Annotated in this window: 14 protein-coding genes; 12 read left to right on the top strand and 2 right to left on the bottom strand. The window is 64.0% G+C overall.

Annotated elements, in window-relative coordinates; translation table 11 throughout:
* Positions 1-3: 3 nt before the first annotated feature.
* The 3 genes from GE253_RS13950 (at position 4) to GE253_RS13940 (ending at position 3,509) form a co-directional block, all read left to right on the top strand.
* On the top strand, positions 4-1,143 hold the full coding sequence (locus GE253_RS13950) for a TIGR03364 family FAD-dependent oxidoreductase (protein WP_153204740.1): 1,140 nt from the start codon (positions 4-6) through the stop codon (positions 1,141-1,143).
* 56 nt (positions 1,144-1,199) lie between these two features.
* A complete protein-coding gene (phnX, locus tag GE253_RS13945; protein ID WP_153204739.1) occupies positions 1,200-2,018 on the top strand; it encodes a phosphonoacetaldehyde hydrolase in 819 nt (272 codons plus the stop codon).
* 81 nt (positions 2,019-2,099) lie between these two features.
* Positions 2,100-3,509 (top strand): aspartate aminotransferase family protein, encoded by a 1,410-nt coding sequence (locus tag GE253_RS13940; protein ID WP_348770855.1) that lies wholly within the window; start codon positions 2,100-2,102, stop codon positions 3,507-3,509.
* A gap of 85 nt (positions 3,510-3,594) precedes the next feature.
* Here the strand turns inward: GE253_RS13940 and GE253_RS13935 are convergent, their stop codons facing one another.
* A complete protein-coding gene (locus GE253_RS13935; protein WP_153204737.1) occupies positions 3,595-4,494 on the bottom strand; it encodes a LysR family transcriptional regulator in 900 nt (299 codons plus the stop codon).
* A gap of 131 nt (positions 4,495-4,625) precedes the next feature.
* On the opposite strand from GE253_RS13935, the gene GE253_RS13930 reads away from it, so the two are divergent.
* From GE253_RS13930 to GE253_RS13890, 9 genes are all read left to right on the top strand, one after another.
* Complete coding sequence (locus tag GE253_RS13930; RefSeq protein WP_153204736.1) at positions 4,626-6,065, top strand: aldehyde dehydrogenase family protein; 1,440 nt, start codon at positions 4,626-4,628, stop codon at positions 6,063-6,065.
* Entirely contained in the window at positions 6,062-7,630 is a 1,569-nt protein-coding gene (locus GE253_RS13925) for an ABC transporter substrate-binding protein (protein WP_153204735.1), read from the top strand. Before GE253_RS13930 ends, GE253_RS13925 begins: the two co-directional genes overlap by 4 nt.
* Positions 7,631-7,730: 100 nt before the next feature.
* The gene (locus tag GE253_RS13920; protein ID WP_348770854.1) at positions 7,731-8,909 is read left to right on the top strand and encodes a DSD1 family PLP-dependent enzyme; all 1,179 of its coding nucleotides are present in this window, start codon (positions 7,731-7,733) and stop codon (positions 8,907-8,909) included.
* Complete coding sequence (locus tag GE253_RS13915) at positions 8,906-9,301, top strand: RidA family protein (RefSeq protein WP_153204733.1); 396 nt, start codon at positions 8,906-8,908, stop codon at positions 9,299-9,301. The genes GE253_RS13920 and GE253_RS13915 overlap by 4 nt, the downstream gene beginning before the upstream one ends.
* A gap of 30 nt (positions 9,302-9,331) precedes the next feature.
* Complete coding sequence (locus GE253_RS13910) at positions 9,332-10,048, top strand: cupin domain-containing protein (protein ID WP_153204732.1); 717 nt, start codon at positions 9,332-9,334, stop codon at positions 10,046-10,048.
* A gap of 52 nt (positions 10,049-10,100) precedes the next feature.
* Positions 10,101-11,426 (top strand): FAD-binding oxidoreductase, encoded by a 1,326-nt coding sequence (locus GE253_RS13905; protein ID WP_153204731.1) that lies wholly within the window; start codon positions 10,101-10,103, stop codon positions 11,424-11,426.
* A gap of 44 nt (positions 11,427-11,470) precedes the next feature.
* A complete protein-coding gene (locus GE253_RS13900) occupies positions 11,471-12,673 on the top strand; it encodes a heparan-alpha-glucosaminide N-acetyltransferase domain-containing protein (protein WP_211101457.1) in 1,203 nt (400 codons plus the stop codon).
* 61 nt (positions 12,674-12,734) lie between these two features.
* Positions 12,735-13,610 carry a GNAT family N-acetyltransferase gene (locus tag GE253_RS13895; RefSeq protein ID WP_153204730.1) on the top strand — a complete coding sequence of 292 codons (876 nt, stop codon included), beginning with the start codon at positions 12,735-12,737 and terminating at the stop codon, positions 13,608-13,610.
* 49 nt (positions 13,611-13,659) lie between these two features.
* Positions 13,660-14,940, top strand: coding sequence for an FAD-binding oxidoreductase (locus GE253_RS13890; protein WP_153204729.1), 1,281 nt, complete (start codon positions 13,660-13,662; stop codon positions 14,938-14,940).
* Between the two features lie 250 nt (positions 14,941-15,190).
* Here the strand turns inward: GE253_RS13890 and GE253_RS13885 are convergent, their stop codons facing one another.
* A complete protein-coding gene (locus tag GE253_RS13885) occupies positions 15,191-16,813 on the bottom strand; it encodes a GMC family oxidoreductase N-terminal domain-containing protein (RefSeq protein WP_153204728.1) in 1,623 nt (540 codons plus the stop codon).
* Position 16,814 lies beyond the last annotated feature (1 nt).

The following is a 16,814-nucleotide window of genomic DNA, read 5'->3' as shown; positions in this document are numbered from 1 at the left end:
GATATGTGCGATCATTTTGATCTGGTCGTGGTGGGCGGCGGCATTGTCGGCCTGGCCCATGCCCTGGCCGGCGTGCGCCGCGGCCTGTCCGTCGCCCTGTTTGACCGGGACGAACGGGCCAGCAATGCCTCGATCCGCAATTTCGGCTTCGTCACCGTGACGGGGCAGCGGGCGGGCCGTACCTGGGAACGGGCGCGCTATAGCCGCGATGTCTGGGACCGTGTCGCCGGCCCCGCCGGCATTCCCGTCGTCCACAGCGACCTGCTGGTCGTGGCGCATCGTCCGGAGGCGATGGCCGTGCTGTCCGCCTTCGCCGATACTGATATGGGGGCTGACTGCCGGCTGCTGGACCGGACGGGGCTTTACGACCGGCTGCCCATGGCGGCAACCGGGGCGACCGGGGGACTTTACAGCCCGCATGAGCGGCGGGTGGAGCCGCGTACAGCCATCCCCGCCCTCTGGTCCTGGCTGGAAATGCAAGGTGTGCGTTTCTTCCGGCGGGTGGCGGTGCGCGGGGTAGAGCCGGGCTTTGTCGACACGACTGTCGGCCGTTTCCGCGCCGGCCATATCGCCATCTGTCCCGGCCCCGATCTCGCCACCCTGTTCCCCGACCGGCTGGCGGCGCATCGCCTCAGCCTGTGCAAATTGCAGATGCTTCGCGTGGCGGCGCCCGGCTGGCGCCTGCCGGCGGCGGTGATGGGCGATCTGTCCTTGGCCCGCTATGATGGCTATGCCGCCCTGCCCGCCGCAGCACCTTTGCGGCAGCGGTTGCAGGCGGAGGTGACGGATGCGCTGGAAAACGGCATCCACCTGATCATCGTGCAGTCAGCCGATGGCAGCCTGGTCATCGGCGACAGTCACCATTACGGCCCCACGCCGGACCCGTTCGCCAGCCAGCAGGTGGATGACATCATCCTGCGCGAAGCCCGCGCCCTGCTGGACCTGCCGCCCGACCTGGCGGTGCAGGAACGCTGGAACGGCTATTACCCGTCCAGCCCCGACCAGACGGCCTTCATCGACCACCCGGCCGACGGCATCGCCCTGACAATGGTCAGCAGCGGCACGGGCATGAGCACGGCCTTCGCCCTGGGGGAGGAAGCCCTGGCCCAGTTGCTGGGCGAGCCTGACCCGCTGGCAATTTAAAACGACAAGACGCCATCCCGTCCGGGATGGCGCAGACACTGAATGGAGATCATCGGATGACCGATGCAACTGACGGCCGGATCAAGGCCGTGGTGCTGGATTGGGCTGGCACCATGCTGGACCATGGCAGCCTGGCCCCCCTGGGCGTGTTCCGCCGCGCCTTTGCCCGCCTGGGCGTGGAGATCACGGAGGAAGAGGCGCGCGGCCCCATGGGCCTGCCCAAATGGAACCATATCCAGGCCGTAGGAGGGCTGCCGCGCGTGGCCGCCGCCTGGGAACAGGTCATGGCGACGCCCTTCACCGATGCCGACGTTGACCGGCTGCACGCCCTGTTCCTGCCGCTGACGCTGGAAGCCGTGGCAGAGCGGGCGACGCTGATCGACGGGGCGCTGGCGACGCTGGCGGATCTGCGCCGGCGCGGGCTGAAGATCGGGTCCACCACCGGCTATGACCGCCCGACCATGGAAGCGCTTTTGCCGCTGGCCGCCGCCCAGGGCTACAGCCCCGATTGTCTGGTCACCGCCGGCGATCTGCCGCAGGGGCGGCCCAGCCCGTTGATGATGTTCAAATGCTTCATCGACCTTCAGATCTGGCCCGCCCATGCCGTGGTGAAGGTGGATGACACACCACCCGGCATTGAGGAGGGGCGCGCCGCCGGCACCTGGACCGTGGGCGTCAGCGCCACGGGCAACCTGATGGGCCTGGATGCCACCGCCACGGCCGCCTTGCCGCCGGAAGTGTTCGCCGCGCGCAACGCCGCCGCTGCTGGGGTGCTGAGGGAAGCGGGTGCGCATTACGTCATCAACAGCGTCCGCGACCTGCCCCCCGTGCTGGACGATATCAACCGGCGGTTGGCGGCCAGCGAAAGGCCCTGACGGACGGACTTCGCAGTTCCTACTGCGGCGTTAATCTGGTATAGACCAAATATTCCCGACATCTTGACGCACAGGTGCAGAGTGCAGAGTTCGCGCAGCCCGGCCCTTGTCGTGCCGGACGCCATCACCGAGGGCGACATCAACAAGGGCAGCCGCCGGGCCGCCTGGACCGCAGCGCTGGGCCCCACCGCGCGCCAGGCGGTGGCCAGGGATGGGGCCGTGTTCCTGCGCCAGTCCCTGTCCACCCCCTGCCTGTCAGCCGTGCGCAAGGCGGAAGGCATCTGGATCGAGGATATGGATGGCCGCCGGATCATGGATTTCCATGGCAACAGCGTTCACCATATCGGCTATGGTCACCCCCGCCTGAAAGCGGCGCTCGCCCGCCAGATGGATGAACTGCCCTTCGCACCCCGCCGCTTCACCTGTGATCCGGCCATGGAACTGGCGGAGAAACTGTCGGCGCTGGCACCCTGGCCCGGCGGGGCCAAGGTGCTTTTTGCACCGGGTGGATCAGAAGCGGTGGAAATGGCCTTGAAGCTGGCGCGCATCGCCACGGGCCGCTTCAAGACCGTCAGCTTCTGGGATGCTTTCCACGGGGCCGGGCTGGGCGCGTCCAGCCTGGGCGGCGAGCAATTGTTCCGGGGCCATGGGCCGCTGCTGACGGGAACGGAGCATGTGGCACCGTTCGCCTGCTATCGCTGCCCCTATGGTTTCCCTGGCCGTGGCGTGCCCGACCTTTCCCGCTGCGCCATGGCGTGTGCCACCATCACCGAATATACGCTGGACAAGCAGGGGGATGTGGCCGCCCTGGTGGCCGAACCGATGCGGGCGGTGCCCACCATCGCGCCAGCGGGCTTCTGGCCGCGTATGCGCAATGCCTGCGATCGGCAGGGCAGCCTGATGATCTTTGACGAGATCACAACGGGCCTGGGTAAGACCGGCTCCTTCTTCGCCCACGCGCATGAAGACACGCTGCCCGACATGCTGGTACTGGGCAAGGCGCTGGGCGGCGGTATGCTGCCGCTGGCGGCGCTGCTGGTGCGGCCTGATCTGGACGTAGCCGATGCCATCGCCATCGGCCATTACACCCATGAAAAGAACCCCCTGCTGGCCCGCGCCGGGTTGACCACCCTGCAGATTATCGAAGAGGAAGGGCTGGTGGACAATGCCGCCCGCCTGGGCGCCTATGCCATGGAGCGGTTGATGGAGATGCGGCAGCGCCATCCCATCATCGGCGATGTGCGCGGGCGTGGTCTGCTGATCGGGGTGGAACTGACCCGCACCGATGGTTCCCCGGCCCTGGATGCTGCGGAGGAGATGCTCTACCGCTGCCTGACGGCGGGCCTGTCCTTCAAGCTGACCATGGGGTCGGTACTGACCCTGTCCCCGCCGTTGACCCTGACGCGCGTCGATCTGGACCAAGCCCTGTCGATCCTGGAGGAATGCTTAGCAGGACTGGATTGTTATCATACCAACCCACCTAAAGGTTGACCTTTAGGCGGCTTGGAGGCCGGCGGTCGCCGGCCTCCAAGCCGCCCAAACTAGACCTGACTGTCCGGGCTAATCGGGGGCCAGTTCACCAAGGTGGGCCGGACAAAGCCGACCGAAGGGATTGCAGGAACGCATTCGCACGGCTGCTTCGCCCCCTGCGCGCATGGACCAGGGCAACGACATCAGCGGGCGGTGGTGACCATTGCGGCAGTATCTGCCTTAATTCCCCCGCCGCAAGGCTGCTGGCCACGTCCCACTCGCTTCTCACGATGATGCCTGCGCCGGAAAGCGCCCAGTCACGGATGACATCGCCATCATTGGTCGACATTGTCGGCTTTATCCGCACGGTCGCCATCCCGTGCTTTGGATGCGTGAACCGCCATAAGGTCACGTCTTCGTTATTCTCCAGCAATGCCAGACAGCGATGCAGGGCCAGATCTTCCGGTCGTGCAATGGCCGGGTTGTTTTCCAGATAATGGGGGGCGGCGCAGAGAATGCGACGGTTGGGGGCCAGCGTGGTCACCAGCCGGTCGCTTTCCGGCAAGGCGCCGATATGGACGACGATGTCCCAGCTTTCCGACATCTGCCGGATCGGGCTGTCCGACAGTTCAAGCGTCACGGTTGCCGAGGCATGGCGTTGGGCGAAATCCCGCACGATAGGCGCGATATAGCGCCGGCCGAAGCCGTGGGGTGCGGCAATCCGCAGATGCCCGCGCACCTGTGTGGTTCGCCGGGCCAAGCGTTCGGACAGATCATCCACCGCTTCGATGATGGCGGCCCCCTCCGACACCAGCAGTTCGCCTTCGTCGGTAAGGGTAAGACCGCGAGAGGTGCGATCCACCAGATTGACCCCCACCCGTGTCTCCAGCGCCCGCAGCCGCTGGGTTACCGCAGGGGCGGTGACGTTCAGCCGCCGCGCGGCCTCCGCCAGGGAATGAGAGTCGGCGATGGTGGCAAAGAAGACCAGATCGTCGGTGGAGATCATAAGGTCAACCTTAACTAAACATAAATTGATTGTTAATTGTACCCTTGGTGTTTTTGCACAATCCTTCCTTCTGCGCAACGTCCCGGGATCGGTGGTCCCGGTCATTCTCGGTTGGTGCGGAAGGGTCGGACATGGAATTCACGGTCTGCGATCACCACTATATCGGCGGACGCTGGGTCGCTCCGTTAACGCCCCAGGACGGCATCGCGGTCATCAACCCGGCAACGCAGAAGACCATTGGCCGGGTTGTGTCCGGCGGTGCCGATGATATCGAACAGGCTGTCGCGGCTGCGCGCGCCGCCTTTCCGGCATTCTCCACCTGTCCGGTGCGTGATCGTGCCGCCCTTTTGGGGCGAATTCTGACGCTCCTGGAAGAGCGGTCAGAGGAAATGGCCCAGGCGATCACCCGCGAGATGGGGGCCGCGATCACCTTCTCCAGGGCCTCCCAGGTTCCTTTCGGTATCGCGCATATAAGGGCGGCTATCGAGGTGCTGGAAACCTACGCCTTCATCCGCCAGCGGGGAACGACGGCTACGATCAAGGAGGCGATCGGGGTCTGCGGGTTGATCACGCCGTGGAACTGGCCGCTTTACCAGATCACCGCCAAGGTCGCGCCGGCGATTGCCGCCGGATGCACGATCGTGCTGAAGCCCAGCGAGGCGTCGCCCTTCAGCGCGCAGCTGTTCGCGCAGGTCATGCATGATGCGGGGACGCCAGCCGGCGTTTTCAACCTTGTTCATGGCAGCGGCCCGCAGGTGGGGGCCGCACTGGCCGCGCACCCGGATGTGGACATGATCTCGATCACGGGATCGACCCGCGCGGGGGTTCTGGTTGCCCAGGCGGCGGCGCCCACCGTGAAGCGGGTCACGCAGGAACTGGGCGGCAAATCCCCCAACATCCTGCTCGACGATGCCGATTTTGATCGGGTTGTCCCCCTGGGCGTGGCGTCGGCCTTCCGCAATGTCGGGCAATCCTGTTCCGCGCCCACCCGGATGCTGGTGCCGGCCAGCCGGTTGGCGCAGGTTGAGGAACTGGCCGCTGCGGCGGCTGCCAGCATGGTGGTGGGCGATCCGTTGCAGGAGGGCACGAGCCTGGGCCCTGTTTCCACCCAAGCCCAGTTCGACAAGGTCCAGACCATGATCGCCATCGGCATGGCGGAGGGGGCTTCGCTGGTCTGCGGTGGACCGGGGCGACCGGAAGGGCTGGAGCAGGGTTTCTTTGTTCGGCCGACAATTTTCTCCCAGGTCCGCTCCACCATGCGCATCGCCCAAGAGGAGATATTTGGCCCCGTCCTCTGCCTGATCCCCTATGCCGACGAGGCAGACGCGATCCGTATCGCCAACGACACCGTCTATGGTTTGGGCTGCCATATCCAGTCGGCCGACCGCGACCGGGCCCGGCGTGTCGCGGCGCAAATCAGGGCCGGGCAGGTCCATATCAACCATCCGGCCTGGGACGCCCACGCCGCCTTCGGCGGCTACAAACAGTCAGGAAATGGCCGCGAATATGGGGAATTCGGCATGGAGGAATATCTGGAGACCAAGGCCGTCCTTGGATATTTCGCGCAATGAGCGGGGGCAAGTTCACCCGTCGGGCCGTGCTGGGGGCCGCCGGGGCTGGGCTGGCGGCGGCCGGGTTTCAGCTGCTGCAAAAACCCCCAACCGTCGCCCCCCGTCCGGCCGGCGGTTCGTCAGAACCCCGCGTCGGCGGTCGCATCCGGGTGGCCAGCACATCATCATCGACCGCCGACACCCTGGACCCGGCGAAAGGCGCGATGAGTACGGATTATGTGCGGCATTACATGCTGTACAGTGGCCTGACCGAGCTGGACCGCGATCTGAACCCGCACCCCGCCCTGGCAGAGATGATCGTCAGCGACGATCAGATCGTGTGGCACGTGACATTGCGCCAGGGTGTTCAGTTCCATGACGGCAAAAGTTTTGACGCATCCGATGTGGTCTTTTCCCTGCTGCGGCACAAAAATCCCAGCCTGGGCTCAAAAATGCGGGAGATCGCCAAGCAGTTCAAAGAAGTCAGGGCGACAGGCCCGCTGGAACTACTGATCGAACTGACCGGCCCCAATGCGGATTTGCCGGCAATCCTCGCCCAGTCCCATTTTCTGATCGTCCCCCAGGGACAGACCAATTTTGCCACGGCCAATGGCACGGGGCCGTACCGTCTGGTTGAATTTCAGCCCGGCATTCGCACCATCGTCCGGCGGAACCCCAATTTCTGGAAACCCGGCAAGCCTTATCTGGAGGAGATTGAGCTGATCGGCATCCCGGATGAGATGAGCCGGGTCAACGCCCTGCTGTCGGGCGATGTGCAGATCATCAATGCCGTCAATCCGCGTTCAGCCAAACGCATCCGGGGGGAACCGGGATACGACCTGCTGGAGACGCGATCCGGCCTCTATACCAACCTTATCATGCGGCAGGATCACCAACCGACCGCCAACCCCGATTTCACGGCGGCGATCAAGTACCTGCTGGATCGGCCCTTGATCAACCGGGCACTGTTTCGGAATTACGGGACCATCGCCAACGACCATCCGATACCGCCATTCCATCCCTACTACCGCGATGACCTTCCCCAGACCAGCCTCGATCTCGACCGGGCCAAATGGCATGTGCAGCGGGGCGGCTTGTTCGGAATGCGCCTGCCCATGTATGCCGCACCGGTGGCCGAAGGGTCGGTCGAGATGGCGTCCGTGCTTCAGGAATATGCGTCGCGCGTCGGCCTTCAACTGGCGGTCAACCGCATGACGTCGGATGGATATTGGTCGACCCATTGGATGAAGCATCCGCTGAGCTTCGGCAACACCAACCCACGCCCGACGGCGGACATGATCTTCAGTCTTTTCTACAAGTCTGACGCGACATGGAACGAAACGGGTTGGCGAAATCCCCGGTTCGACGGGCTGCTGCTGGAGGCCCGCGCCGAGCCGGACACGGCGCGGCGTAAACAGCTCTATGGCGAGATGCAGGGTCTTGTGCGGGACCATTGCGGCAATGCCATCCCCGTCTTCATGAGTGTTCTGGACGGTTATGATCGACGCGTGAAGGGCTTGTATCCCGTCCCGCTGGGCGGGTTCATGGGCTACACCTTCGCCGAGCATGTGTGGTGGGATGCCTGAGGCATTAAGTTCAGGCTTATCTGTTCATGCAGAAATCGTTAATTGTCTCGCTCCCGCTGCGGGGGCAAAAAAAGATCACCCTATCTGCGAGGATACCTCTGTGACATATGCGGAATTCCAGACCAAGCCAGAGCCGGAGCCGCTGCGTCTGGCCGATCTTGAAACCCCCTGTCTGCTTCTGGATGCCGATTGCATGGATCGCAACATTGCGCGGTTGCGGCAGCGGCTTGATGCTTTGGGGGTGTCGCTGCGCCCGCATCTCAAGACCGCGAAGTCGGTCGATGTGGCCCGCCGCGTGATGAGTTCGGCCGCAGGCCCGGCCACGGTCTCGACCCTGAAGGAGGCGGAGTATTTTGCCGCAGCCGGCGTCCGCGACATGATCTATGCCGTCGGCATTGCCCCCGGCAAACTCGACAAGGTACTGCAACTCCGCCAGAAGGACGTCGATATTGCCGTCGTTCTGGATACGGTGGAACAGGCGCAAGCCGTTGCCGCCGCATCGCGGGCAGCTGGCCAGGCAATCCCGGCGCTGATTGAGATTGATTGCGACGGCCATCGCTCGGGGATTCTTCCCGGCGATGCCGCCTCTCTGCTGGCGATCGCTCAGGCACTCACCGATGGTGCGGAGCTTCGCGGTGTGCTGACCCATGCCGGTGCCAGCTATGGCGCGCGGACCGAACAGGCGCTGATAGAGGCGGCGGCACAGGAACGCCGGGCCGTTGTTCAGGCGGCAGAAACGCTGCGGGCGGCTGGCCATGCCTGCCCCGTGGTCAGCCTGGGCTCCACCCCCACCGCACATTTTGCAACCGACCTTACCGGTGTCAGCGAAGTGCGGGCCGGTGTGTTCGTCTTTTTCGATCTGGTGATGACGGGCATTGGTGTCTGTACGGTCGATGATATCGCCTTGTCGGTCATGGCCACAGTGATCGGGCATCAGCGGGAAAAGGGCTGGATACTGGTCGATGCCGGCTGGATGGCCATGTCGCAGGATCGCGGCACCGCCAAACAGCCGGTCAGCCAAGGGTACGGACTGGTCTGCGACAGCACAGGTACACCCTTTGGCGATATCATCCTGGCAGACGCCAATCAGGAACATGGGATCGTAACGGTTCGGCCCGGTTCCGGCGCGACGCTGCCTGATCTGAAGATCGGTGATCGCGTGCGTATCCTGCCCAACCATGCCTGTGCGACGGGCGCGCAGCATGGCAGCTACCGCGTCGTTCGCGGTACATCCGATATTGTCGAGGCCAACTGGCAGCGGTTCGGAGGCTGGTCATGAACAGCATCGAACCTGTATTCACCGAAGCCGCACCGGCGCCCGCGGGTCACTATGTGCAGGCTATGCGGGCGGGGGAAACGCTTTATATCTCCGGTCAATTGCCCATTCGGGCGGATCGGCAGCCTTTGTCCGACCCCGGCTTCGACGCACAGGCCCGGCAGGCCATCACCAATATGCTGGCGATCCTGAATGCCGCCGGCGGCACGCCGGCAAATCTGGTCCGCGTGACAGCCTATATCGTGGGCGTTGCGAACTGGCCGGAATTTAACCGCATCTATGCGGAAATGCTGCCCGATGCGCGGCCGGCGCGGACGGTGGTGCCGGTGCCGGAGCTTCATTACGGCTTCCTGGTCGAAATCGACGCCGTGGCGCATCTGCCGACGGCCCCCTGATCCATTGCGTCAATGTGGGAACGACAAAAGATGACGAGCAACAGCGAATGCCCTTCCTTCGTCAATCTAGGGATCATGGCCGAACAGATTGCAGCGGCGGCCGGATTAGACCCGTTCGGGGCGGGGGCACATATTCTCCCCGTGCGGGCCGGTCCCTGTGAAGTTTTCACCGCGACGATTGCCGCCGGAACGGGTGAGCATGTGGAAACCCGCGGTGATACGTGGCTATTCGCCAGCAGCGGCGCGCTCACCCTTGATACCGGTTCCGATCGGGCTGTGATCGAACCCGGAAGCAGTGCGGTGATTGCCAAGGGCACGTCGTTCCGCTGGCACGCCGCGCAGCCGGTGACCCTGATCGGTATGCGTTATCTGGAGGCAGTCGACGGGGAGAGCGGGATCTTTGTGATCGATAATGCGGCCCCGCTGTCTCCCTCCAACCCGCCGGCCGATGATGTGCTGATCAGCGAAAGGCCGGCTTGCCGCTCAAACAACGTCTTCCGCTCGGCCAGCGGGGAGTTCCTGTGCGGCACCTGGGATTCCACGCCCTATCAACGGGTCCCGATTTTCTTCCGTCACAGCGAGTTGATGCATCTTCTGGAAGGGGAGGTGTCATTTACGGACGAGGCCGGGCGCACGGGGACGTTCCGAAAGGGCGATACCCTCATCATCGAGCAGGGCGCCCGGTGCAGTTGGGCCAGCTTCGTGACTGTGGCCAAGATCTACGCGCTGTACAAACCGGCGCAGTAACGGGTCGCGCGCCGGCACGGCAGACTGAATCATCCGCACCTGAGGTTTCACCATGGTTCCCGTTGTTCGATCCGTTGCCAGCGACGAAGCGCTTCCGCCGTCAACCGATGTTGTGGTGATCGGTGGGGGCATCATTGGCACTGCCGCAGCCTATTATCTGGCCAAGCGCGGGCTGTCTGTCGCTCTGCTGGAAAAAGGTCACGTCGCCTGCGAGCAGTCGAGCCGGACCTGGGGCTGGTGCCGGCAGCAGAACCGCGATCCCCGCGAAATGCCCCTGTCGCTTCTGTCGATGTCCCTCTGGGACGGTTTGGCGGGGGAGATTGGCCAGGATTTGGGCTTTCGGCGCACCGGTCTGGTCTACGCGACCGACGATGCCGCCATGCTGGCCACCTGGGAAGCCTGGGGGAAGACAACCGCACGGGAGTTCGGGGTTGAAACCTACATGCTGAACGCGGCCCAGGCGGCGCAGCGCATCCCGGAAACCCGCCGCAAATGGTTGGGCGGCCTGCATTCCGTCACGGACGGCAAGGCCGAGCCCGCCTGGGCCGCACCGGTGCTGGCCGAAGGAGCGCGTGCCCTGGGTGCCACCATCCACCAGAATTGCGCCGTGCGTGGCCTGGACATCACCAATGGCCGGGTTACGGGGGTCCGGACCGAAAAGGGCATGATCAGGGCGAATGCGGTTCTATGCGCGGCAGGCGCCTGGGCATCCACCCTCCTGGCGCGCCATGGCGTGGTGTTCCCCCAGGCCAGCGTGCGCCAGACGGCGGTCAGGACCAAGCCGACCCGGAATGTCGGCGACGTGATCTATTGCCCCGATCTGGCGATGACGCGGCGTCTGGATGGCAGTTACACCCTGGCCATCAGCGGGCGTGCCACGCTGGAACTGACCGCACAAGGTATGCGGTTCGCCCGCGGTTTCTTGCCACAATTCCTGAAGCGGCTGAAGGCAGTGCAGATCGGGGTCGGGGAATCCCTGTTTGCGGGCCCTGAATCCCTTTCATCCTGGCTGGGCCGTGATGAAAGGATGTTCGAACGCCATCGCGTTCTGGACCCGGCCCCCAACCGGCGGTTGGTTCAGGCCATCCTGGATAATGTCAGGGGCACCTTCCCCGAACTGGCGGGGATGGAAATTGACAGTACCTGGGGTGCCTATGTCGACTGCACGCCGGATGCCGTCCCGGTTATATCCGGGATCGGCACGGTGGGCGGGCTGTTCCTGGCGGCGGGCTGTTCGGGGCACGGGTTTGGCCTTGGGCCGGGGATCGGCTATCTGGCCGCACAACTGGTCACCAACGAAAAGCCGGTGATTGATCCGACCCATTTCAACCTGTCACGGCTGGTTGACGGGTCCGCCATCAAGGTCGGCGCGCTGTAGGGACGCACAAGTACAGAGCACCTTTAAAGGTCCAGGGGGAACGGATGAGTACAATCACAATGACAGCTTCCGGGCAACACCAGCCCGGCGTGACGGCAACGGTTGCCAAAGTGGCGAGCGGTCGCTTGCGCAGTATTGATGCGCTGCGTGGCTTTGTCATGGTGGTGATGCTGCTGGACCATGTCCGGGAGACCTGGTTCCTGCATGTCGATATCTCCGATCCGGTGGATGCCCGGACCATCATGCCGGCCCTGTTCTTCGCCCGGCTGGCCGCCAGCCTGTGCGCACCGATCTTTGTGGCGCTGACGGGCCTTGGCGTCTTTCTCTATAGTCGCAACCACACAGCACAGGAGACATCATCCTATCTCCTGAAGCGCGGCCTGCTGCTGATGGCGATTGAGGTGTTTTTCCTGTCGCCGCTCTATTGGGGGGTCGCACAGCCGACATTGTGGCTGCAGGTCATCTGGTGCATCGGCCTGTGCATGATCGTGCTGGCTGGTCTTTTCCGGCTGCCCCTGGCGACGCTGATCGTGTTGGGCCTGGTGATTGTCGCCGGCCATAATCTGCTCGATCCCATTCGTCTGGCCCCGGATGCCCCGCTCCATACGCTCTGGGCTTTGCTGCATCAGCGCGACTTCATCGCTTTGCCGTTCGGTCTGGTGGCGAAAACCAGCTATCCGGTGCTGGCCTGGATCGGGGTGATCCTGTTGGGCTTCGGGATCGGCCCCTGGTTCCTGCCGCATGTGTCGCCAGAGACCCGGCAGCGCCGGCTGCTGTTGCTGGGCGGCGGCATGATCGCCCTGTTCATCGGCCTGCGACTGCTGAACATCTATGGTGACAAGCCCTGGTTCATTGTCGAGAGCGACCCGGCGCGCACCGCGATGAGCTTCATGTCATTGACCAAATATCCGCCCTCCCTGGATTTTCTGCTCTTCACCCTGGGTGTCGGATCGCTGTTGCTGGCTTTCTTCGACCGTATCCGCGAGGCTGGCATCACCAGCGCCCTGGCGGTATTCGGCGGCGCACCGATGTTCTTCTACATCTTTCATCTGGCCATGCTGCGTGTGCTGTACCACACCGCCTTTGCCATCTGGGGGCCGACCCAGGGTTCCGTTTTCGGCTTCGACAGCTATGGCTGGGTGTTCGCCTGGTATGTTGGCCTGATCATTCCTTTCTACATACCGACGGTCTGGTTCTCGCGGCTGAAGGCACGGCGCAAGGATATCGCCTGGCTCAAATATTTCTGACCTGGCCGCGTATGTTGCCGGCGCGGAAGAGGGGCATGGTCACGTGGCGGAAGGAAACAAGATGACAGCTTTCGAAATCGAAGACGCAGAGACCGCGACGCCATCCCCCAAGCTGGTCGCACTGACACCGGCCCATCTTCCGCAAGCCCTGTCCCTGTCGCAGGCACTGCAATGGCCCTATCGGCTGGAAGATTGGGCCTTCGCCCTGGCATTGGGGCATGGGATCGCGGTGGAGGTGGCGGACCAGCTGGTGGGCACGGCACTGTGGTGGCCCTATGGTGACAGCCACGCCTCTGCCGGAATGATCATCGTTGCCCCCTGGGCCCAGCGCCGTGGCATCGGCCGAATGCTGATGGATGAGTTGCTGCGACAGGCCGGGGGCCGGACGATCATCCTGAACTCTACCCTGGAGGGGCGGTCGCTCTATGCGCAGCTTGGCTTTGTGGCCTATGGCGCGATCCACCAGCATCAGGCGGTACTTGCCACCAGCCCGGTCGCAGAGGTGGCTTCCGGCACGATCCGGGATTTCCGTGCCGATGACCGTGCCGCCATCCTCGCCCTTGATCGGGCGGCCAGCGCGATGGAGCGGGCGAACCTGATCGATGCGCTGTTCCCTATTGCCACCGTCCGGGTTGTAGAGCGTCAGGGGACGGTTCAGGGCTATGGCTGTGCCCGTCAATGGGGCCGGGGCATCGTCGTCGGGCCGGTCGTGGCCACCGCCCCGGCAGAAGCCCGCGCGCTGATGGCGGATCTGATGGCCCCCCATGTCGGGTACTTTGTCCGCATCGATGTCACCAACGCCAGCGGCCTGACACCCTGGCTGCTGGGCCTGGGTTTGCCAAAGGTTGGCGAGGTCACCTCCATGGTGCGTGGACATCCCCTGCCCTCCGATGGTGCGGCAACGCTTTTTGCGCTTTCTAACCAGTCACTTGGCTGATCCTGGCGTCTTCCCGTCCTGTGGTCGGCATGGTTGAGGAGTTCCGGTGATGAAGATGACCTCCTACTGGCTGGATACAGCCACGCCCTTCGGCGGCGCGATGCAAGGCGGGCCCGAGGGCACAGCCGATGTCGCAGTCATCGGGGCCGGCTTCACGGGCCTGTCGGCGGCTCTCGCCTTGGCCAGGAAGGGGGCAAAGGTTGTCCTGCTGGAAGCTGGCCGTGTGGCCAATGCCGCGTCGGGCCGCAATGGCGGCATGTGCAATAATGGCTTCGCCCAGGACTATTACGCCCTGTCCACCGGGCTGGGCCGGGAGCGGGCCAACATTCTGTACCGGGCCTTTGATGCCGGCGTCGATCTGGTTGAAAGGATCATCACGGAGGAGGGTATCAATTGCCATTTCCGGCGTGTGGGCAAATTGAAACTCGCCGCCAAGCCGGCCCATTACGACAAGATCGCCCGCTCCCAGGAACTGCTGGCCCGTGATGTCGATCCCGACACCTGCATGGTACCAAGATCGGAAATGCGAGCGGAAATCGGCTCCGACCGCTATTTTGGTGGCATGTTGTTCAAGAAAAGTGCCGGGATGCATATGGGCCAGTATGGCCAGGGCCTTGCCGCCGCCGCCGCCCGTCACGGTGCGCGCATCTATGAAAACAACCCCGTCATCGGGTTGCGCCGTGTTGAGGGCCAAGTCCATGAGGTGACCACGCCGCAGGGCAGTCTTCGCGCCAATCAGGTGCTTCTGGCGACCGGAACGTCGCGCATCGGGCCGCTGGGCTGGTTCCGGCGGCGGATCGTCCCCGTCGGGGCCTATATCATCGTGACCGAGCCCTTGCCGGTCAGCCTGCTTGACCGGCTGACCCCCAACCGGCGCAACACCACCGACACCCGCAATTTTGTGAATTATTTCCGAGTGCTGCCGGACAACCGGCTGCTGTTCGGTGGCCGGGCCCGCTTTTCCAGCGCCAGCGATCCGGTCTCCGACGCGAAGAGCGGCGCCATCCTGCGCCGCTCGATGATCGCCTTGTTCCCCGAACTGACCGATGCCCGCATCGATTATTGCTGGGGCGGCATGGTGGAGATGACGCGCGACCGGCTTCCCCGTGCCGGTGAACGCGACGGCCTGTTCTACTCAATGGGCTATAGCGGGCACGGAACGCACATGGCGACCTATATGGGTGCCGTCATGGCGGAGGTTCTGGATGGTCGTGCTGATCTCAATCCCTGGCACGGCATGGACTGGCCCGCCATCCCCGGCTATTTCGGCACGCCCTGGTTCCTTCCCTTTGTCGGGGCCTACTATCGCTATCAGGATTGGGTGAAATAGCGGCAGGGGCGGCAGATCATAGCTGCCAACAAACTGCCGCCACCGCGCGGCGCCAACATCCGTTGGCTTGGCTTCACGCGGCACGGGCCACGCGGCGGCAGTCGCCGCCGTACCAAGTTGCGATGAGTTCACCTCATCGCAACTTGGTATTATATCTTGTTACAGCTGTGCTTGCCTTGCCGGCAATCTTACCGCCGACAACAAGGGCTTTATTGATCAATAACGTGGTTACCCGCGGAGATTTTTGGCGTCAGCCAGCATCCTGCAGGATCAGTTCTGCGGCACGCCAGCCGACAACCATGGCCGGGCCATTGGTGTTGCCGGCGGGCGGAACGGGCATGACAGAGCAATCCACCACCCGCAGTCCCTGGATGCCATGCACCCGCAGCCTTCCATCGACGACGCCATCGGTTGGGCCGCCCATGCGGCAAGTGCCGGTGGCATGAACGCCGGGGCTGGTGAGCCATTCCAACACCTCTGCGATCTGTTCATCGCTTTCAATGCGGGGGCCGGGTACCACCTCTTCCCCGACAAAATGCTTCAGGGCCGGCTGGCGCATGTAACGGCGGACCAGCCGCACCATTTCAACCATGAAAGCCTTGTCCGCCGGATCGCCCCACCAGTTGGCATCCACCTCAATCTGGTCGGTGATATCGGCGCTGCGGATGCACACGGCCCCCCGGCTTTTCGGGCGCAGGGCAATGGCGTTGACGGTGATGCCGGGCTCGTCCTCCAAGGCACCGCGCCCCGGATCGGCCTTGATCTCCTCTGACGAGCGCATGGAGAAGGGGCCAATGCCGAACTGCACATCTGGCCAGTCAGACCGCCCCTGCAGCGATAACAGCGCCGTCACCTCTGGCGAGGTATAGGCCATCAACCCCTTGCGCGTCAGATAATAGCGCAGCGCGTGGGTCATCAGCCGCCAGCCGGAAAACTCCTTATTGAAACCGGGGTCATTATGCAGCCGGTAGGACAGAGAGACCATGGCATGGTCGGCCAGATGGCGGCCCACGGCGGCCAGATCATGCCAAACCGCTACACCGGCGCGGGTCAGCACCTCTGCCGGGCCAATCCCGGACAATTGCAGCAGCTTAGGGCTTTGCAGCGCACCGGCGGACAGGATCACTTCCCGCCCCGCCTTGATGATGCGGGTACCATTGGCGGTGCGGACCTTGATGCCGACGGCGCGCTTGCCATCCAGCTCCACCTTTTCCACCAGGGCATCGGTCAGCACGGTCAGGTTGGGGCGGGACAAAGCCGGCTTGAGAAAGGCGCGGTAGCTGGAGGCGCGACGCCCGCGCCGATCAACGGTGGCCTGGGTGTAGCCGATGCCGAGCGTGCCGGGCGTATTGATATCGCTGAGGCGTGGCAGGCCCATTTCCACCCCGGCCTCAATGCTGGCGGCGATAGCCGGGGAGCGATAGGGCAGTTGCGTCACCTGCAACGGCCCGTCCGCCCCGCGCGTCCTGTGCGCTCCCTCCACGCGATAGCTTTCCATGGCCTGGAAGCAGCGGGAAATCTCCGTCCAGGCCCATTCCTTGTGCCCGGCGGCCCAACCATCATAATCAGCCGGCATCCCGCGCAGATACCAGGTGCCGTTGGTGGAGCTGGAGCCGCCCAGCCCGCGCCCATAGGGCCAGACCTCCCCCGCCGGGCGGCCGGGTTGCGGCTTGATGGGGAAATGCCAGAAATAGGTGGGGTTGCCGAACATCTTCATGAAGGCACGCGGCATGTTGACCAGTTCGGTCTCATTCCGGCCGCCGGCTTCCACCAGCAGCACCTTATGCTTGCCGCTGGCGCTCAACCGGTCGGCCAGCACGCAGCCCGACGAACCCGCCCCCACAATGATAAAGTCGTAAACGGTCTCAGTCATG

Source organism: Niveispirillum sp. SYP-B3756 (assembly GCF_009495745.1).
GTDB lineage: Bacteria > Pseudomonadota > Alphaproteobacteria > Azospirillales > Azospirillaceae > Niveispirillum.
The sequence above is the reverse complement of the archived record's forward strand: the minus strand, read 5'-3'. Positions and strand labels throughout refer to the sequence as shown.

Bases quoted from the DNA above. Each gene is read 5' to 3' on its own strand.
- GE253_RS13950 (WP_153204740.1), top strand. From the start codon at position 4: ATGTGCGATCATTTTGATCTGGTCGTGGTGGGCGGCGGCATTGTCGGC.
- phnX (WP_153204739.1), top strand. From the start codon at position 1,200: ATGACCGATGCAACTGACGGCCGGATCAAGGCCGTGGTGCTGGATTGG.
- GE253_RS13895 (WP_153204730.1), top strand. From the start codon at position 12,735: ATGACAGCTTTCGAAATCGAAGACGCAGAGACCGCGACGCCATCCCCC.
- GE253_RS13915 (WP_153204733.1), top strand. From the start codon at position 8,906: ATGAACAGCATCGAACCTGTATTCACCGAAGCCGCACCGGCGCCCGCG.
- GE253_RS13885 (WP_153204728.1), bottom strand. From the start codon at position 16,813: ATGACTGAGACCGTTTACGACTTTATCATTGTGGGGGCGGGTTCGTCG.
- GE253_RS13890 (WP_153204729.1), top strand. From the start codon at position 13,660: ATGAAGATGACCTCCTACTGGCTGGATACAGCCACGCCCTTCGGCGGC.
- GE253_RS13925 (WP_153204735.1), top strand. From the start codon at position 6,062: ATGAGCGGGGGCAAGTTCACCCGTCGGGCCGTGCTGGGGGCCGCCGGG.
- GE253_RS13900 (WP_211101457.1), top strand. From the start codon at position 11,471: ATGAGTACAATCACAATGACAGCTTCCGGGCAACACCAGCCCGGCGTG.
- GE253_RS13935 (WP_153204737.1), bottom strand. From the start codon at position 4,494: ATGATCTCCACCGACGATCTGGTCTTCTTTGCCACCATCGCCGACTCT.
- GE253_RS13905 (WP_153204731.1), top strand. From the start codon at position 10,101: ATGGTTCCCGTTGTTCGATCCGTTGCCAGCGACGAAGCGCTTCCGCCG.
- GE253_RS13930 (WP_153204736.1), top strand. From the start codon at position 4,626: ATGGAATTCACGGTCTGCGATCACCACTATATCGGCGGACGCTGGGTC.
- GE253_RS13910 (WP_153204732.1), top strand. From the start codon at position 9,332: ATGACGAGCAACAGCGAATGCCCTTCCTTCGTCAATCTAGGGATCATG.